Origin of the sequence: Vibrio sp. 10N.261.55.F4 (assembly GCF_041470465.1) — a bacterium.
In the GTDB taxonomy this organism is placed as follows: domain Bacteria; phylum Pseudomonadota; class Gammaproteobacteria; order Enterobacterales; family Vibrionaceae; genus Vibrio; species Vibrio crassostreae_C.
The window spans coordinates 1-17,126 of sequence record NZ_JBFRMM010000051.1; the positions used below are offsets into that span (position 1 = coordinate 1).

Genomic DNA, 17,126 nt, shown 5'->3' on the forward strand with positions numbered 1-17,126 from the left:
CAGGTGCCGTCTATCCGACAGAAATGTTTGGAATTCGAGCAATTTTCTGTGAAGTTTTACTCGTGGCACTTTTCTCAAAAAGTGCCAGCTAACTCAGATCTGCCCCATTCCGTATATGGAATCCACGTATTTACAAAGTGATTTTGGCAATAAAAGTTAAGATGCGGTCGTATATTCGGCTTCTTATTGAAGGAGCTACCCTCTAGCCTTTGATGTTTTGCGCACCTACTGTCCTTATCGCGCTAGCAGCTTTTTACAGCATGACAGAATGGCCAGGTTCTCAGTAGGTTGGTCTTACCTTTTATGCATCATCATTTTGTAAAATTTAAAAATTTGGTAGTGATTAATGAGTGAGTAATACTGGTTTATATTCAGTCTCATACCGAAGCATTGCCCACGCAGTACGTACCACTTTGTTAGCCAGTGCAATGCAGGCCTTCTTGAAGCCGATACGATCTATGATGCTCCTCAACCAAGCGTCCTTCTGAGTCTTCGGTTTTTCGGGTAGTCGCCCAACGTATGACATTGCGCCAAGATAAAGAAGCGAGCGTAGCTCCTTCACACCACCGCATTTATCGATCCCAATCATAAAAACTTTGCCTCCTGAACTGTGCTGTTTAGGTGTAAGACCAACAAATGCTGAAGCTTGTCTTCCATTCTTGAACTGCTTTCCATCACCAAGAGTTGTATAGAGCATCGCAGCAGTTGTTTCACCAACCCCTTCAATGCCCATTAATCGTTGGCACGGCTCTATCTGACGGGTTAAAGCATTTTTCTCTTTTTCGAATGCGATGAGTTTTGCTTTAAGTTCTTTATATTGCTCCCAAAGCATCGACAGAACGGATACGACATTGGAGGGTATTGGTGTATCGCCATCAAGCACGGTTTGAACCGACGCTTTTAAGCCTTTTTCACCTCTAGGGTTTGCTATCCCGTAGCCCAAAATTGTCCCTCTAATGTGAAGAGCTAGGGAAACAACACTACGAGATAAGAATCTACGGCTAGTTTCTAAAGAATGCATAGCTTGTTGTTCCAATGACTTTGGACGACTGTACTTGATACCAATTTGTATAGCGGCGTTAGCGATGGCGAGAGCATCATTATGATCCGTTTTATGACCTTCTAGGTATCCTTTCACCTTCTTAGGGTTAATGATTCGGACTTCATGCCCAAGTTTTTCTGCTAATTGCCCCCAGTAATGGCAACCGCAACAACCTTCCATGGCGACAATCGAAGGCTTAGCCTTTGCCAAGAACTCTTTCATCTTCTGGCGACTCAGAGGTTTATTGGACATTAGCTCACCATGAATGCTGATATGGCAGGCTTGAAGAACATTTTTTGCTAAGTCGATAGCGATAACATTTTTAGTCAACATATTGGAACCCTCGGTTTTTTCTCACACTCCTAAGTCTAGATTGCTAAGGAGGGAGTGGATTCCATACATCAAGCTAGCACACCTATCCGTCACACATGACGGATTGATATTTGGTCTACTATTTCTAATCAGTGTAGTATCTAGATAAATCAAAGATTATCGATTGCTTAAAACTCTGAAATACGGGAGAAAAACCTTGACTGAGCTGAATCATGTTGGTGAAGCACTTATCTGCGAATTGATTAACCGATCTAACTCCGCAAAGTCTGTTTTAGCAAATGCCTTGGAAATTGTCGTTTAACTGTAAACACCTATCTTTTTCAGAACTTGCTCGTTCCTATGGTGACAAAGGCTCATTTAATCGCTTAGTAGCAAAAATGCTCGAAGTTGATTTTTACGAACAATGGGTGAGGTCTGTAAGATAAACTTTGGGGACGTGAGTGAGGTTATGTAAATGCATTAGACCAGCGATGCCGATCTTTAACTTCAAGTTAGGGAGAGCACTGTTAGCTCATCTTTGCCCCATTGTTTGTTTTGAACGATTCAACATACACTTCACCAAAGCGTAATTTGACTTACTTTTTCTCATCTAACTACGTGTCTAAATTAACTAATCCACTACATTATTTTTAACGACTAGGTGAGAAGAGCTTAGTTTGGAAGCGGTAGTTTGAACTTACTTTCCTTTTGTATAAAAGACTCTCAACATGTGAGAGTCTTAGATTTGTTACTTGCTTTAGTTTGCTTATGCCTTGGTGTAGGAAATAAAGCCTAAAGGTGTGCTGAGATTTAGTGTTGTTGGATCTTCTTCAATACTAATCCATAGAACATCATCCTTGTCTTCTTTATTTACTAACTTCAGGAACTTCTCGCCATCTTCCTCCACAACTTCAATGCTGCTCAGCTCCGTCTTGTCTTCTTCAAACATGATGTAATTTTTACCAAGCGTCATTGTTGTTGTTTCTGTGTTTTTTGCGCCACGTGAATTACCGAGTAGTCCGCCAAATAAATCAGCTTGTGTAATAGTAGCTTCATACTTGCCTTCATATCCATGACCGCCACAGCCTACTAGAACTAAAGATAAAACTGACGCGGCTAGAATTTTAAATATTTTCATAATTATCACCTTGATATTTGTAATTTATTTTACTTATTTAGACTGCGAATATAGCTCACTAAGTTACGGTGCTTATTACCTTCAATACCATTAAAGGTCGGATTCCAATCGTCTTGATAAGCATATAAATCAACTAATGAATCACCTTGAACTCGATTCATAGAATAAGGATAAGAAAAAGATGCAATGAACTTGTCTTCATTTTTTTGCAATTGAACTGAGCCAATGACATTGCCTTTTTTTGTGTTAGCCACAATATAGAGGTGCTCAAGCTGCTCAGTTTCCCCTACATTAAACTGACCTTTCTTACCTAGCTCAATATCGACTTCGGCCGCTTCTGTTGCTTTGAGAAGCTCTAGATATACCTTGTAAGCATTCTCTGGTATAAATGCTGTTACGGTTGGCATAACATCAAGGCCAAGTGTTTTCGCGTACTCTCCGAATACTCTACGTTGAGTTGGGTTGTAGCGGCCTTTCGCTGGTATACTAATTTCACCGTTACGTCCGTAAGCTCCTTTTGTACGGGAGTTCAACCCTCTGTTCGCATCAGTTAAAGCACGATCAATTTTCCTTTGGTCTCCAAAGCGATTGTTGGAAAGTAACTCACGCTTTTTTAATTCTTCCGTTGCATCGTGAAGTGATTTACCAACTGTGGAGATTTTAAACCCTAACTCACTACCTTGTTTAAACAATTTCATTGCCATATCTTTGTATATTTGAGCTTGTTCTTCTGACATGTTATTTTCTAAATGAAACTTTTTCAGCCCTAAATTATCATTCATCACCCAAAAGCTATAACAAACGCCAGCTTCACTGTTCCAGTTAAAGTTTTCGTTATTTCTTTCAATATACTCTCGGCATTTATCTTCGGTGTCGTAGTAATAAGAATTATCAATAAATGCTCTAAAGCTTAAATCATTCGTTGGGATTAATAGTTCATTTTCTACGATCCACTCTGATGCAACTTTTTCGTGTTCTTTTTCAAGCTCACGAAGTTCTTTTTTTAGTGTAGAGTGTTGCTCGCTCAACTCATCTTTTTTTGTTTTAGCTTTGGTTAAGAATTCATTACGATTATCCACAACTAGTCGTGCTGCATCGACACTTTCGAAATATTCAGGATAAAGTGAACGAAACGCTTCATCTAGTTTACCTTCAAACTTGCCTTCATGAAGCTCAACCATCTTCGGTAAAATTTCTTCAGCAGCCATTAAGTTTGCCTCATACTCAGCTTTTAGAGTTTCGGGTACAGGCAAGTAATTGAGGGCGGTGCGAATGTCAGCAAACGTACTGGTTGCCTTCTCTAATTGATCTGTTGTAGTTGCTGGATAGTTTAATTCATGATGGGAACTTAACATTGAAAAATACTTTAGGGCTTCCTCATCAAAAATAGTCCCTTTGACATCACCTACGTTGAACAACCTAGATTTACTATAATTAACGTCTTTATCCCAAAATTGATTTTCACTATCAAACCTTGCATTTGAAGAATCACCACAACCAGTTAATGACAGAGCGATTGGTATAGAAAGTAGAGTGATTCCCTGCTTTATCCTAAGCATAATTATTATCCAAACTAATGATTTATATTGATTTATAACGTTATGTGACATTACTCCCATAATAATAACCTTATATTTTGTGGTGACAAATAATTAGAGTAACAATTCGTTACAGCGCCAATTCAGCAGTAAAAAGAGCTTTGCTGTGTAATGCAGTGGAAATAAATCCTGAACCTACGATTTGATCAGCTACATTCACTTCCTCTCGTAGTGAAGCGAGTTGTTTCTGTGTTAACGAGTGAAGTTGTGCAATTTTCTGTATTAGTGCGCTGTCGTGAGTACCTGTTGCATTACTTGTGCGTGAAATGTGGAGGAGCTGATTTCCTGCCAAGTACCTGTTCCCAAATATAACAAATTGCGTAGTAATAGGCGGCCTTAGTCGAAGGAGCTAGATCAGCTTTGCGTCTCCAAAAGTCACAAACTTGCGACCGCCCAATCTGAGCAAGTGATCTTGTTTGTGGATTATGCTTCTGAATATCTCGGCAAAAACTCTTCATTTTCTCTGCCTGATTTTTACGGTTCTTAGATATAGATGTATAGCTCGGTTTAACTCATATTCCATTCTTGTCATAGTTCACCCCAGATATGCATTTGTTATGTCGGTTCGATGGTGACCAAGTTCTTCCGCGACGGAAAGTCTGGCCGTATTGTCAAAAGCTTTAGCTTGCTCAACTGTGCATCCTATTTTGTTGGCAATGTATTGGTGGTGTGAAGAGCCATGCCTACAGCCTGACTCCACAACTGATTTAATTCCTGCTACTGCGGTTTGCTGTTGCATGTGGTTGGTGTAACTGTTTTGCGCATAGGCGTGTCGTTCACCATGTGTTTTATAATCAAGCTTTCCAAACTCTCGATAAGATTGAGATTGGAATTGTATATAGCTTTGATTTACTGGGATCATGGAGTGATGATGTCCCTGAATGACACTGGCATTCTGAAGTGCATCAAGTTGATTTTGGGATACGATTGGTACTGTTCGTGCTTGACCGCCTTTCGTTCCGTCTGTGACAGAAATACTCTGCTTTATAATGGCTTCTTTTAGCATGGCTGCGGGGTTACCTTTACAGGCCTCTTCGAATCTCAAGCCTAATGACCTTTGCATTTCACTGATAGCAGAGAGCCTGTCAGAAAGCTGTGATGTGATTTTGTTATGTTGTTCTTGGGAAATAGCTTTATTTTCCGTAGTTATGCCAGAACGATTTGGAAGTCCAGCTTCCGATGCTGTAATCCTAAGAGACGAATCCCTAAGAACGGAGTTGACGGCAGACAAGTATTCATGAGCTGTCTTGATACTGATTGAGCCGTTATCAATTTTCGAATCTAATTCTTGAGCGTATCGCGATACATGCTCTTTCGTTATCCCTCGCATATCCTTGACACCATGATGGTCTTTGATAAATGTCGAGAATTGTGTAAATCGAGTTGTTTGGTCTGCTACGGTTTTGAACCCGATTTGACCAGCATTGAATTTTTCATAAAGTGCATTCTTAGCTGCTTGATTTATATCTCGAGATCTTAGGCCACAGTTTCTGGCATTAGGGTTTTCTCTCTCCATCCTAGATGTGGGGAACCTACTTAGACTCATACTTTCCTCTCAGTTTCTTTCAGTTATAGGCTCTGCAAGCAGCGAATCGTGTTAAGTGTTTATGCGCGTTTAAAATGTCGCACGTCATTAGCAGAGGTTGGGAAGATAAGAAGCGATCCCGGCGCTTACGCTGTTGAAGCTGACTTGACAAGGTTAGTGCTCAAAGGCGTTTACATAGGTTGGGCGAAGGCGCCACTGGCTAGTGGAAGAGAACAATCTATATTTTGCTTTGAGGTTGGCCTTAGCGGTCAGCTAGAGGTTTTGTCCGTTGAATTCAGGCTGCTTGGTGGCTGCTGTCACGTACAAGTGAGTGGAATGATCACGAGTTCCGGCAGTAACTGATGGATTGGTTCGATGCATTTCATGCATTTTCATGATTTCGAATACCTCTCAATACCTTTGTCAGGCTAGAGATACCAATGGATCTGTTATCGGATGCAGTCTCCGTCTATTTTTGTCTGCCGTCCAAAATAGACGGAGACTTTAGCGGTCCTTTTCGCAACGCAGATAATAAATCTTGAGTAATGGAGTCATACTCCGAGGGTTGAAAGCGATCTTTCATTTGAGTGTGTGAGTAATACATACTCTATTGGGGCATCAAACTGATGAGAGCATTTCGTACATGCGCTCTAACATGTGGGAGATAATCACAGCATTAAGAATGCTTCTCTTACCTCATGGTTTACATACAAGATATCTGCTTATTTATGGTCATTTCTCAAATAAGGAGTCCAATTTGGCTGTTTAGTACTTTCATTGAAATTTTTATAGCTAGAGTAGAAGAGGGCTGGATGTCAAAACGGGGGGAGCAGGCAAATCGTCATGCCATGGTTTACATAAGTTGCAACCAAACCTTTGTGAAGAGGCTCTAATGAATATTTACCTCGCTTTTGTATTTTAGGATCTATGTTACTTATGCTTATTATTGAATTAACCCTACAACGCCACATTCTTAATATAATGCTAATTTTATTGTAAGTGTCTGATTTTATATATTTTTGTTGTATGGCTAAATTAGACGAAAAGTGGAGGCACCAACATGTCACATAGGACAGAACAACAAGATCATGATGATTTTTGCAATAAAATGCAGAACAACCGACGCAGAAACTCTGGAGTGAGGAAGCGTGGAGTCGCTCACCGTCACCCAGTCGTGGAAAGAGAAGAAGACCAATTGGTTGAAGGGGTTCCATACCTTGTTTGGATTGGTAATGAGATGGATCGAGTCAATCCACTTTGGGACGATGATTCGTTCGACAGTTACACATTTGATAGTGATTTTACATCTGGTGGTTTTGATGATGATTGGTGAGTAATTAAAAATATTTTAAATCAGTCATATAGCTGGATTTAGGGTTTACTTGGTTAGTGCGTTTCTCCATTTATCACTAGATGCGAAAATAAAGTTTCTTCTCACTGCTTTCCCCCACTTTTGAATAGTCATTTTTTATATTTATTTGATCATGGTGTATAAATTTAGAAGAAGCTAACTGTTATTCACCTAATTGCATTTTGTAGAGGGGGGGTTATGAATCTAATCCAAGCAACATCAGTTGTTAGTGCCGCATTACTTTTGAATGCATGTGCTTCGAGCAGTGCAAAATATGAAATACCGGAAAAAGGGACATCAAGTATCGCGCTGCAAGTTACCCGTTCAGCAGGAAGTGGAACGATCATCGAAGATCGAACCTTACCCAAAGGCGCTATTTCCGATGTGGGTATCGGTGGCTATGTTGGGTCTACAGCAATGGGGTTGGCGTTTGGATCTATGACGACCGGTTTTGGTTTGGCAATTTTAGCGGATCAAAAATACGGTTGGGACCGAAGAAACCTAGTTATGTATTTGGATGCTGATACTTATAGTGGCTTAGAGGAATATGAAATGTGTAAAGTGATTATGTCCAAAATGGATGAAGTCATGGTTCCTTCATTCGACACACTTCAATCCTTTACAAAAAAAACATTGTCGCGAGATTCGAAGTTTTACGATGAAAGATACAATGGTGGGGAGCGCCTTTGTGTAGAAGGGTACCCACTAGAATCAAACTTGGACTCTCATGCATCAATATATTTCAGAGGATTGGACACACCCTTCTTAGGGACGAGAGTAGGTATTAAGTTGATTTCTGAAACTTTCAACACAGACTTATTCGATAAAGACCTTAAACAACAGATCCCTGATACGAATGTCATCGCTGTACGTTTTACCTATTACAGCAGTCTGATAGCTCATAAACAATACAAAGACTTTGAAGCAACAAGCTACATTAATGCGGATGGTTTATCTAGCAGTCCTTACATCAAACTCCCTACCGCGACATTTATGAGTTTACCAATGAAAGAATATATTGCTGACTCAAAGTACATCCCTCTCACCAATGCGGTCCGAAATAATGACAAGGTGTATTTCTTTGTTAAACCAGAGAATGACACGCAAGCCACAATGAGCTTAGAGGACTACCATGCCCAAGTGTCGGCGATTGTTGATAGAGAAAAAAATCAATCATAGTGTCAAAATCAAAAGGCCTTATCTGAATTCAAATCGATTCTTTCGCAATTAAGAAGTAAAAAAGCCCCGCTAATTGAAAAAAAAAGCTCAAAGATGATTGAAACTACGTTTGTCCCATCCCAATAAAAAGGAGTTTTACATGAACATTCCTGCAAGTTTAAACTCATAAAAAGTAAAGCCGCCAATATAGGCGGCTTAAACCTTTGCTCGAGGTCCCCACCTCAAGCTTTGGAGGAACAAATTTAGTATTACACAAGGTGCATATCTGACCAAGATATCTCCCCCCGTTTTCAAAATCAGATGACTGAGCGAACTTTCTTGCCATGAAGTCTGTTCGGGTAGAGCTCAGTGTAAACTTGCCATAATGTGTTGAGGGAGCGGTGACCTGTTACCTGTGCAACCTCTTCTATCGAAAACCCGGCTTCGAAAAGACGACTAGCTCCTTCCCTGCGAAGATCATGGTAGCGTAAGTCTTTAATCCCTAAGCTATCTCGCACCCGCTGAAAGCCTGCGGAAACCGAGCGAGAGTTATATGGAAAAACGCGCTCATTATTCTTTGGTTGTCTTTGAATGATTTCCCATGAATCGCCTAGTAGAGGTACCCATTGATGATTACCTGCCTTTTTACGGGGATCTTTCCTATTTCTAACCATAACGGCTCGTTGAGTTTCATTGATGTCAGTCCATCGGATATCGCAAATCTCTCCAATGCGCATGCATGTCAGTATTGATATTACAAAAATGTCGGTAAACGGAATGAAAGAGACAAATGATTGCTCCCTCTCTTTCAATCCAGCTACCAACATTTCTATTTCTAGTTGATTTGGTCGTCTACTTCGGCGAGCGCTTTTGCCGATGAGGCCCATAAATACTAAAGTGTGGTGAGCTGATTTGAATACTTCATCATTAATTGCTACTTGCCACATAGGTTTAGCTTGCTTAAATATCGAACGTAGATTTGAAACCTCGACAGCGATAGTTTGTGGCAATACACCATCATGTTCTCTTCGGTATTGGCAATGCTTGATGAGGTCATGATCGTTAAAATCAGTAAGTGTGGTGCTGGCTATTGGGTAGCGAAGTAAAAGTCGGAGGTTGAAACTCATAGTTCGCTTATTCGCAAATTCGGGGGTTTGTAATGCTTTTTCAATCAAGAAACCTATGGTCTGTTTAGTTGGAATAATGCCCCCATGCCGAACACTTTCAATCTTCTCAACTTCTTGATCTCCCCAAGCAGTAGCAGATGCTTTCTTTGTAAAAGTCTTAGTCTTATCAACCGTAGTTACACCAGATTGTCTTTCGCGAACCCGGCACTTATATTTAGTTATGCCTGATTGTGTTTTGATTTTTTGAATGTGATATGACGCCATCGTGCACCTCTATACTTGGGCGCAGATTGAACTTGATGTAGAATCTGCGCTCTTCAAATGAAACCACGATTCGAAAAGGGCTTTTGCAAATAAGCAGGTCTTTTTCGCTAGTTAATTTACAAGCTGTAGTTTTACCAATTTTTGGGACCAATACGTGCCCACAGTCGGTGAAAAATGGTCCAAAATGGGCACAAATAGGGTTAAATGATGCAAAATAGTGCTAGTCACAAATCAGATAAACTTAATGAAAAACAAGATATTGGCTTAGATTTTCCAAAATCTCGATTTTCAGTTGCTCCAATGCTCGATTGGACTGACCGCCACTGTCGTTACTTTCACCGTTTGCTTTCTCAGCAGACTCTTCTGTACACGGAAATGGTAACAACGGGCGCGATCTTACATGGTAAGGGCGACTTCCTAGAATATAACGAGCAAGAACATCCTCTTGCACTTCAACTCGGTGGTTCAAACCCGGTTGATCTTGCTGCTTGTGCCAAGCTTGCTGGTGAACGCGGTTATGATGAAGTGAATCTTAACGTAGGTTGCCCTTCAGACCGAGTTCAGAATGGTCGATTTGGTGCATGCTTGATGGCTGAGCCCGAGTTGGTGGCAGATTGTGTTTCAGCGATGAAAGAAGTCACTGATATTCCAATTACCGTGAAAACGCGTATCGGTATCGATGACCAAGACTCTTATGAGTTTCTAACTAAGTTTGTTTCGACGGTTTCTGAAAAAGGTGGCTGTGAGCAATTTACTATTCACGCGCGTAAAGCGTGGTTGAGTGGCCTTAGCCCGAAAGAGAACCGTGAGATCCCACCGCTAGATTACGATCGTGCATACCAAATCAAGAAAGATTTCTCTGATCTGGTGATTGCCGTGAATGGTGGCATTACGACTCTTGAGCAAACTAAGGAGCACTTGCAACACCTTGATGGTGTGATGATCGGTCGTGAGGCTTACCATAGCCCATTTATTTTGGCTGAAGTTGATCAACAGATCTTTGGTTTAGACACACCAATTAAGAAGCGCTCACAGGTTGTCGAAGAGATGTACCCGTACATCGAGCGTGAACTTTCAAATGGCGCAAGCTTAGGTCACATATCTCGTCACATGCTTGGTTTGTTTCAAAGCATGCCTGGTGCAAGACAATGGCGTCGCTACATCAGTGAAAACGCACATAAGAAAGGTGCAGGTATTGAAGTGATGCAAACAGCATTGGCTAAGATCCCTAAAGAGCTAAATGTTTAAGCTCCCTCTAAGTTAAAAACTTAAGGTTAAATTCGCCACTAGAGGTTAAATTTACCACTATAAGTTTCCGAAAAGCCACGCATGAAGATGTGTGGCTTTTTATTTATCTGATAAATAAGGATTTTATAGGGTTGGCATACTTGGTATGGAAGCTGCAATGTTAGAAAGTAGGAAAGATAGGTCATTAACTCATTAGGGAGACCATTATGTTTGAATTAATATTTGTTCTTATTTTCGTTGCGACTCTACTTGTCACTGGTATTACGTTTATGACGGTATTGGCTGCAACCGGAGTGGCGTTATTAGTCATGTTGGTCTTAGGTATGATGGGCGTCGTGTTTAAGTTACTGCCTTGGTTGATCGTGATTGCAATCGGTGTGTGGTTTTTCAAAAATTTTGTACACAGTTCTAACCAGAGACGTTACTAAGGTCATCGTGCCGTCAAATCTTTACTCGTCAGCGGTTTATCGTTTTAGAATTTAAGATGTGTGGTAGAATTTTCCCCAATAATCTATGAATGTGCATACAATTAGCACTACGATATGGAATTGGAGCTATCTCAAATGAATAAAATGCCATTAATTGCTTTAGTGGGAATGCTATCTTTAAGTTCAGCAGTGTCTGCTGAAGAAGAGTTTTCTTACACGGCTAAAGTCGGTGCCGATATGTGGTGGGGAAGTACAAAGCTAAACGAAGTTAGACAAGATGACGATTCTAACTCACCTTCGTTGTATTTCGCATTTGAGCATAATGCCCCGATGCTACCAAACGCTAGCTTTCGCTATACTTCTGTTGATGCAGATTCATTGGCTTTCGATAAGTACGACTACACCTTCTATTACACGTTGTTAGATCACAAGCAGATGAACTTCGATGCGGGTGTGACGTTTACTCAATACTCAAACTCGAATTACATTGAACCAAAAGCAACAGGTGCGAAAACATCGACGTTTGATGAGTTCACGTGGAGCTTCTACGGTAACGCAGAGATCAATGTGCCGGACACTAACTTCGATATCATTGGTACGATGGAGTTCGGTGATAGCAGTGGTATTAAGAGCACTGACTTGATGGCGGGTGTTCAGTACCGAATTCCAGTATCAGAATCTGAAATTGCCCTGCGTGGTGGTTACCGTGTTATCGATTTAGATTCGGATGAGTTCTTTAGCTCAGAACTAGGCAAGAGCTTTGTCATGGTCGATGGTTGGTTTGCTGGTGCTGAAGTGCGCTTCTAGGCCATATAAAGCAAATTTAGAACGAATTTTAAGAACGCCACTTTATTAAGTGGCGTTTTTTTATATCTATTGATTATATCTTTCTGGAATTAGTTAGCACATTCATCACTTTCGACCATCCTTAATACAGAGAGCCAATTTGCGTCTATTCTTATAAGGTCTATGTAGTGAGGTCAAAGCAAGGGATGGAATATGACACTCAATGAATTACGAAATTTATATAGAGAAAATCTGTTAGTTGAAGCGATCATAGAGCCCTCAATTCAAGAAGGGTCTTGGGTTGTGGAGTTTCGCCATATGGGAGGTGGCTTTGTTCTGCTTACTGATGTTCATGGTGAAGAGTGCCATTACGCGGATTTAGACCTAGCATCTAAATCGGCAATGGCGGTTGGCTTTCAGCAAGTGCGTATTGAAAACCAGTAAGTCAATTTGCGTTTCAATCGGTTTTTACTTCCAAAAAGTTATAAAACATACTTTTCTATTCTTTCTTGTTATTAAAAGGAGTGGTTAATCTATCGTCACGCAATGATTAGGGATGTCGTGACCATGTCTTTAAATAAGAAAGAGTCTTCACAAAATAATAATGCACAGTCTGGGGCTAATGAGTTACCTGGGCTAGCAGCACCACTTAATGACCAACAATTGGGTCATCTTCAGCAAACTGTTTCTGAACTGTCTTCACAGCAACTGGCATGGGTCAGTGGTTACCTTTGGGGAGTGAGCCAAGCTCAGCCTGTCGGTGCTGCTGCGCCAATCGCTCAAGCGGCCGCTGCAGTAGCGGCTAAGCCAGCGGGTAAGCTCAGCATTATCTTCGCTTCTCAAACCGGTAATGCTAAAGGCGTCGCTGAATCGCTCGAGGCAGAAGCAAAAGCCTTAGGTATCGCCGTCGAGCTTTTCGATGCGAGTGATTATAAAGGTAAGAACTTAGCCAAAGAGACACACGTCATTTTCGTCGCTTCAACCAATGGTGAGGGCGAAGCCCCTGATAACGCGATTGAGTTGCATGAATTCCTTCAATCGAAGAAAGCGCCAAAATTATCAAACCTACAATACGGTGTGATTGGTTTAGGTGACTCAAGCTATGAGTTCTTCTGCCAAACGGCTAAAGACTTCGATAACTTCCTCGCTAAGCTTGGTGCGAAATCGTTTGTCGATCGCCTTGATTGTGATGTTGATTACGAAGAATCAGCAACGGAATGGCGCGCTAAAGCATTAGAGCAAGTAAAAGAGACGCTATCGACAGGTGCCGAGGCTGATATCGTTCAGTTACCAGTAGGCCAAGCAGCTGCCGGTCATTCGCAATACACCAAACAAAATCCATATACAGCGACACTATTAACCAGTCAAAAGATCACGGGTCGTGACTCGGGTAAAGATGTTCGTCATATCGAGATTGATCTTGATGAGTCGGGCATTACCTACCAACCCGGCGATGCGCTAGGCGTATGGTATGAAAACAGTTCAGAACTCGCAAATCAGATTCTTTCTAAGGTTGGGTTATCGGGTATCGAAAGTGTCGATGTCGATGGTGAGAATCTATCTATCCATAGTGCGCTAGTGAGTAAATTTGAGATTACCACTTCAAACCCTCAACTTGTGACTAAGTTTGCTGAGTTATCGGGCAGCAAGAAGTTAATCAAGCTGGTGGAAGATAAAGACAAGCTTCGTGAATACGCGGGTAATACTCAAGTTGTCGATGTTTTAGCTGAGAAGAAAACTAAGCTATCGGCTGATGAGTTAATTGGCCTGTTACGTAAGCTGACACCGCGTCTCTATTCTATTGCATCAAGCCAAGCAGAAGTAGATGAAGAAGTTCACTTGACGGTTGGTTTGGTTGAATACCAAAAAGGCGAAGAGTCTCGTTTAGGCGGAGCTTCTAGCTTCTTAGCTCAACGTCTTGAAGAGGGTGGTGAAGTGAAGGTGTTTGTTGAGAACAACAATAACTTCAAATTACCACAAGACGACAATACACCAATCATCATGGTCGGCCCGGGTACCGGTATCGCACCGTTCCGCAGTTTTGTTCAAGAGCGTGAAAACAATGATGCTGAAGGAAAAAGCTGGTTGTTCTTTGGTGACCGTACCTTTACTCAAGATTTCTTATACCAAGTTGAATGGCAAAAGTACCTCAAGTCTGGCGCGCTAACTAAGCTCGATGTTGCCTTTAGCCGTGACCAAAAAGAAAAGGTTTATGTTCAGGACCGTTTAATCGAACAAGCAGAGCAGGTGTGGCAATGGCTGCAAGAGGGCGCGTACCTCTATGTCTGTGGCGATGCGACTCGAATGGCTAAAGATGTTCATGAAGCGTTAGTTTCGATAGCGGAAAAGCATGGCAACCAGAGCCGCGAGCAAGCTGAACAATATATTAATGATTTACGTAAAGCGAAACGTTACCAAAGGGATGTGTACTAATGAGCAAGCAAGTAATAGAGCAAGAAGTGCTAGGTCAAGTACTTGGACCTTTGGCTGACAATGAGCGTCTTAAGCGTGAAAGTAATAACCTACGCGGTACGATTGAACAAGATCTCCAAGACCGCATAACAGGTGGCTTTACTGCTGATAACTTTCAGTTGATTCGTTTCCACGGTATGTATCAACAAGACGACCGTGATATTCGTAACGAACGTACCAAACAAAAGCTCGAACCGTTACATAACGTCATGCTTCGTGCTCGTATGCCTGGTGGCATCATTACCCCTAAGCAGTGGTTGGCGATTGATAAGTTCGCAGACGAAAGTACCTCTTACGGTTCAATTCGTCTAACAACTCGTCAAACGTTTCAGTTCCACGGTGTCTTGAAGCCGAACATTAAGTTGATGCACCAAACGCTAAATAGCATTGGCATTGATTCAATTGCGACAGCGGGTGATGTAAACCGAAATGTTCTATGTACGACAAACCCGGTTGAATCTGAACTTCATCAAGAAGCTTACGAGTGGGCGAAAAAGATCAGTGAACATCTATTACCGAAGACTCGTGCTTATGCAGAAATCTGGTTAGATGGTGAAAAACTAGAAACAACGGATGAAGAACCTATCCTTGGTAGCAACTACCTACCGCGTAAGTTCAAGACGACGGTTGTCATTCCTCCGCAAAATGATGTGGACGTCCATGCTAACGATCTTAACTTTGTTGCTATTGCTGAAGACGGAAAGCTGGTGGGCTTTAATGTGTTAGTCGGTGGCGGTCTTGCTATGACACATGGTGATACCTCTACTTATGCACGTAAAGCTGACGACTTTGGTTTTGTGCCATTAGATAAAACGTTAGATGTAGCAGCGGCGGTGGTAACGACTCAGCGTGACTGGGGTAACCGTTCAAACCGTAAGAATGCAAAAACCAAATACACACTAGACCGTGTTGGTATTGATGTATTCAAAGCAGAAGTAGAAAAGCGTGCAGGCGTAGAATTTTCTGAAAGCCGTCCTTATGAGTTTACTGGCCGTGGTGATCGCATTGGTTGGGCGGAAGGCATTGATGGTAAGCACCACTTGGCGTTATTCATCGAGAATGGTCGTTTACTTGATTTTCCGGGTAAAGCTCTGAAAACAGGTGTTGCTGAAATAGCGAAGATCCACAAAGGTGACTTCCGCATGACTGCAAACCAAAACCTAATTGTTGCGGGTGTGTCGACGAGTCAAAAGGCCAAGATTGAAAAACTGGCGCGTCAATATGGCTTGATGGATGATGCTGTTTCAGAGCAACGTAAAAACTCAATGGCGTGTGTGGCTTTCCCAACATGTCCTTTAGCAATGGCAGAAGCTGAGCGCTTTCTTCCTGAGTTTGTAACGGATGTTGAAGACATTCTGAAAAAACATGGATTACCAGAAGAAGATAACATCATCCTTCGAATCACAGGTTGTCCAAACGGTTGTGGTCGTGCAATGTTGGCTGAGCTTGGTTTAGTCGGCAAGGCTCCGGGGCGTTACAACATGCACTTAGGTGGCAACAAAGCCGGAACTCGTATCCCTAAGATGTATAAAGAGAACATCACTTCAGCTCAGATCTTAGAAGAGATTGATTCGCTGGTGGGACGTTGGGCTACGGAACGTAACGACAATGAAGGGTTCGGTGATTTTACAATCCGAGCTGGCATCATCGAAGAGGTGATAATTTCAAAGAGGGATCTGCATGCATAATTCTGTCGCTTCAAAACTGAAGTTAGCAGAGCTACTCGCATTGACTAAGACGGAGCAAATACTTCGTCTTGGACAAATCAACGCAGAGTTAGAGCAGCTAACCGCATTAGAAAGAGTTAAGTGGGCTTTAGATAATTTAGAAGGGACACATGTTGTGTCTTCTAGTTTCGGAATCCAAGCAGCATTGATGTTGCACCTAGTGACCCAAGCAAAACCAGATATTCCGGTTATTTTGACTGACACAGGGTATCTATTTCCGGAGACCTATCGCTTTATTGATGAGTTAAGTCAGAAGTTGACTCTAAACCTTCAAGTCTTTCGCGCCCAACAGAGCCCTAATTGGCAAGAAGCGCAATATGGAAAACTTTGGGATCAAGGTATAGAAGGGATAGAGAAGTACAACAAGCTTAATAAAGTTGAACCGATGAGAAGAGCGTTGGATGAGCTCGAGGCTGGGACATGGTTTTCCGGTTTAAGAAGAGAGCAATCTCAATCGCGTGCAAATTTGCCAATCTTATCTATCCAAAATGGTGTGTTTAAATTTTTGCCGGTAATCGATTGGACGAATAAAGATGTTCACTATTACCTAGAAGAGCATGGTCTCGGTTATCACCCGCTTCGAGAGCAGGGTTACCTTTCTGTTGGAGATACACATACAACTAAGAAGTGGGAACCGGGTATGACTGAAGAGGAAACTCGTTTTAATGGGTTGAAACGCGAATGTGGTCTCCATGAAGATGATGGAGAGCAATATGGTTCTGGGATTTAGACTCGTTGCCATTTAAAAAGCTGCCATGAGGCAGCTTTTTTGTTTTCTAGGATGAAAATCAGAGCAATTGTGGATAAGTCTGTGGTTATTTTGTAAGTACTCTGTAGTTAAACTTGCACAAATAAGACTTTGAGTGTTTATTCGCCATGTAATCGTTATTTTTGCATCTTTCTTTAATAAACACTTGCCAATGTGATGAACATCTCTATAATGCCGCCTC

The 17,126-nt window shown here is 41.6% G+C and carries 17 protein-coding genes; 9 read left to right on the plus strand and 8 right to left on the minus strand.

Annotated elements, in window-relative coordinates; translation table 11 throughout:
* Positions 1-343 precede the first annotated feature (343 nt).
* The 6 genes from AB4249_RS21000 to AB4249_RS21025 all read right to left on the minus strand — a co-directional run bounded on the left by AB4249_RS21000 (position 344) and on the right by AB4249_RS21025 (position 6,011).
* Positions 344-1,375: an IS110 family transposase gene (locus AB4249_RS21000; RefSeq protein ID WP_102398621.1), complete on the minus strand. Its 1,032-nt coding sequence runs from the start codon at positions 1,373-1,375 to the stop codon at positions 344-346.
* A 745-nt stretch (positions 1,376-2,120) separates the two neighbouring features.
* Positions 2,121-2,492, minus strand: a complete 372-nt coding sequence (locus AB4249_RS21005) for a hypothetical protein (RefSeq protein WP_372104641.1) — start codon at positions 2,490-2,492, stop codon at positions 2,121-2,123.
* Positions 2,493-2,521: 29 nt separating this feature from the next.
* Entirely contained in the window at positions 2,522-4,111 is a 1,590-nt protein-coding gene (locus tag AB4249_RS21010) for a hypothetical protein (protein WP_372104643.1), read from the minus strand.
* 49 nt (positions 4,112-4,160) lie between these two features.
* Complete coding sequence (locus AB4249_RS21015) at positions 4,161-4,382, minus strand: hypothetical protein (RefSeq protein ID WP_372104646.1); 222 nt, start codon at positions 4,380-4,382, stop codon at positions 4,161-4,163.
* 243 nt (positions 4,383-4,625) lie between these two features.
* The gene (locus AB4249_RS21020; RefSeq protein WP_372104648.1) at positions 4,626-5,636 is read right to left on the minus strand and encodes an integrase domain-containing protein; all 1,011 of its coding nucleotides are present in this window, start codon (positions 5,634-5,636) and stop codon (positions 4,626-4,628) included.
* A gap of 252 nt (positions 5,637-5,888) precedes the next feature.
* Positions 5,889-6,011, minus strand: coding sequence for a hypothetical protein (locus AB4249_RS21025; RefSeq protein ID WP_261809213.1), 123 nt, complete (start codon positions 6,009-6,011; stop codon positions 5,889-5,891).
* 664 nt (positions 6,012-6,675) lie between these two features.
* On the opposite strand from AB4249_RS21025, the gene AB4249_RS21030 reads away from it, so the two are divergent.
* Both AB4249_RS21030 and AB4249_RS21035 read left to right on the plus strand, forming a co-directional pair.
* Positions 6,676-6,948 carry a hypothetical protein gene (locus AB4249_RS21030; protein ID WP_372104651.1) on the plus strand — a complete coding sequence of 91 codons (273 nt, stop codon included), beginning with the start codon at positions 6,676-6,678 and terminating at the stop codon, positions 6,946-6,948.
* A 216-nt stretch (positions 6,949-7,164) separates the two neighbouring features.
* Positions 7,165-8,145: a hypothetical protein gene (locus tag AB4249_RS21035; protein ID WP_372104654.1), complete on the plus strand. Its 981-nt coding sequence runs from the start codon at positions 7,165-7,167 to the stop codon at positions 8,143-8,145.
* 296 nt (positions 8,146-8,441) lie between these two features.
* On the opposite strand, the gene AB4249_RS21040 is transcribed toward AB4249_RS21035, so the two are convergent.
* On the minus strand, positions 8,442-9,515 hold the full coding sequence (locus AB4249_RS21040; protein WP_372104657.1) for a tyrosine-type recombinase/integrase: 1,074 nt from the start codon (positions 9,513-9,515) through the stop codon (positions 8,442-8,444).
* A gap of 207 nt (positions 9,516-9,722) precedes the next feature.
* On the opposite strand from AB4249_RS21040, the gene dusA reads away from it, so the two are divergent.
* The 7 genes from dusA to AB4249_RS21075 all read left to right on the plus strand — a co-directional run bounded on the left by dusA (position 9,723) and on the right by AB4249_RS21075 (position 16,906).
* Complete coding sequence (gene dusA / locus AB4249_RS21045) at positions 9,723-10,763, plus strand: tRNA dihydrouridine(20/20a) synthase DusA (protein ID WP_372104660.1); 1,041 nt, start codon at positions 9,723-9,725, stop codon at positions 10,761-10,763.
* Between the two features lie 206 nt (positions 10,764-10,969).
* On the plus strand, positions 10,970-11,191 hold the full coding sequence (gene pspG / locus AB4249_RS21050) for an envelope stress response protein PspG (protein WP_017059950.1): 222 nt from the start codon (positions 10,970-10,972) through the stop codon (positions 11,189-11,191).
* A gap of 135 nt (positions 11,192-11,326) precedes the next feature.
* Complete coding sequence (locus AB4249_RS21055; protein ID WP_102333451.1) at positions 11,327-11,998, plus strand: TIGR04219 family outer membrane beta-barrel protein; 672 nt, start codon at positions 11,327-11,329, stop codon at positions 11,996-11,998.
* 192 nt (positions 11,999-12,190) lie between these two features.
* Positions 12,191-12,421, plus strand: coding sequence for a hypothetical protein (locus AB4249_RS21060; RefSeq protein ID WP_004735813.1), 231 nt, complete (start codon positions 12,191-12,193; stop codon positions 12,419-12,421).
* 123 nt (positions 12,422-12,544) lie between these two features.
* Positions 12,545-14,410 (plus strand): assimilatory sulfite reductase (NADPH) flavoprotein subunit, encoded by a 1,866-nt coding sequence (locus tag AB4249_RS21065; RefSeq protein WP_065584778.1) that lies wholly within the window; start codon positions 12,545-12,547, stop codon positions 14,408-14,410.
* Positions 14,410-16,137, plus strand: coding sequence for an assimilatory sulfite reductase (NADPH) hemoprotein subunit (gene cysI, locus AB4249_RS21070; RefSeq protein WP_017065747.1), 1,728 nt, complete (start codon positions 14,410-14,412; stop codon positions 16,135-16,137). The genes AB4249_RS21065 and cysI overlap by 1 nt, the downstream gene beginning before the upstream one ends.
* The gene (locus AB4249_RS21075; protein ID WP_017059954.1) at positions 16,130-16,906 is read left to right on the plus strand and encodes a phosphoadenylyl-sulfate reductase; all 777 of its coding nucleotides are present in this window, start codon (positions 16,130-16,132) and stop codon (positions 16,904-16,906) included. Before cysI ends, AB4249_RS21075 begins: the two co-directional genes overlap by 8 nt.
* A 12-nt stretch (positions 16,907-16,918) precedes the next feature.
* Here AB4249_RS21075 and AB4249_RS21080 read toward each other — a convergent pair.
* Positions 16,919-17,126: hypothetical protein (locus AB4249_RS21080; protein ID WP_206361182.1), on the minus strand; the 208-nt coding region annotated here is incomplete at its 5' end.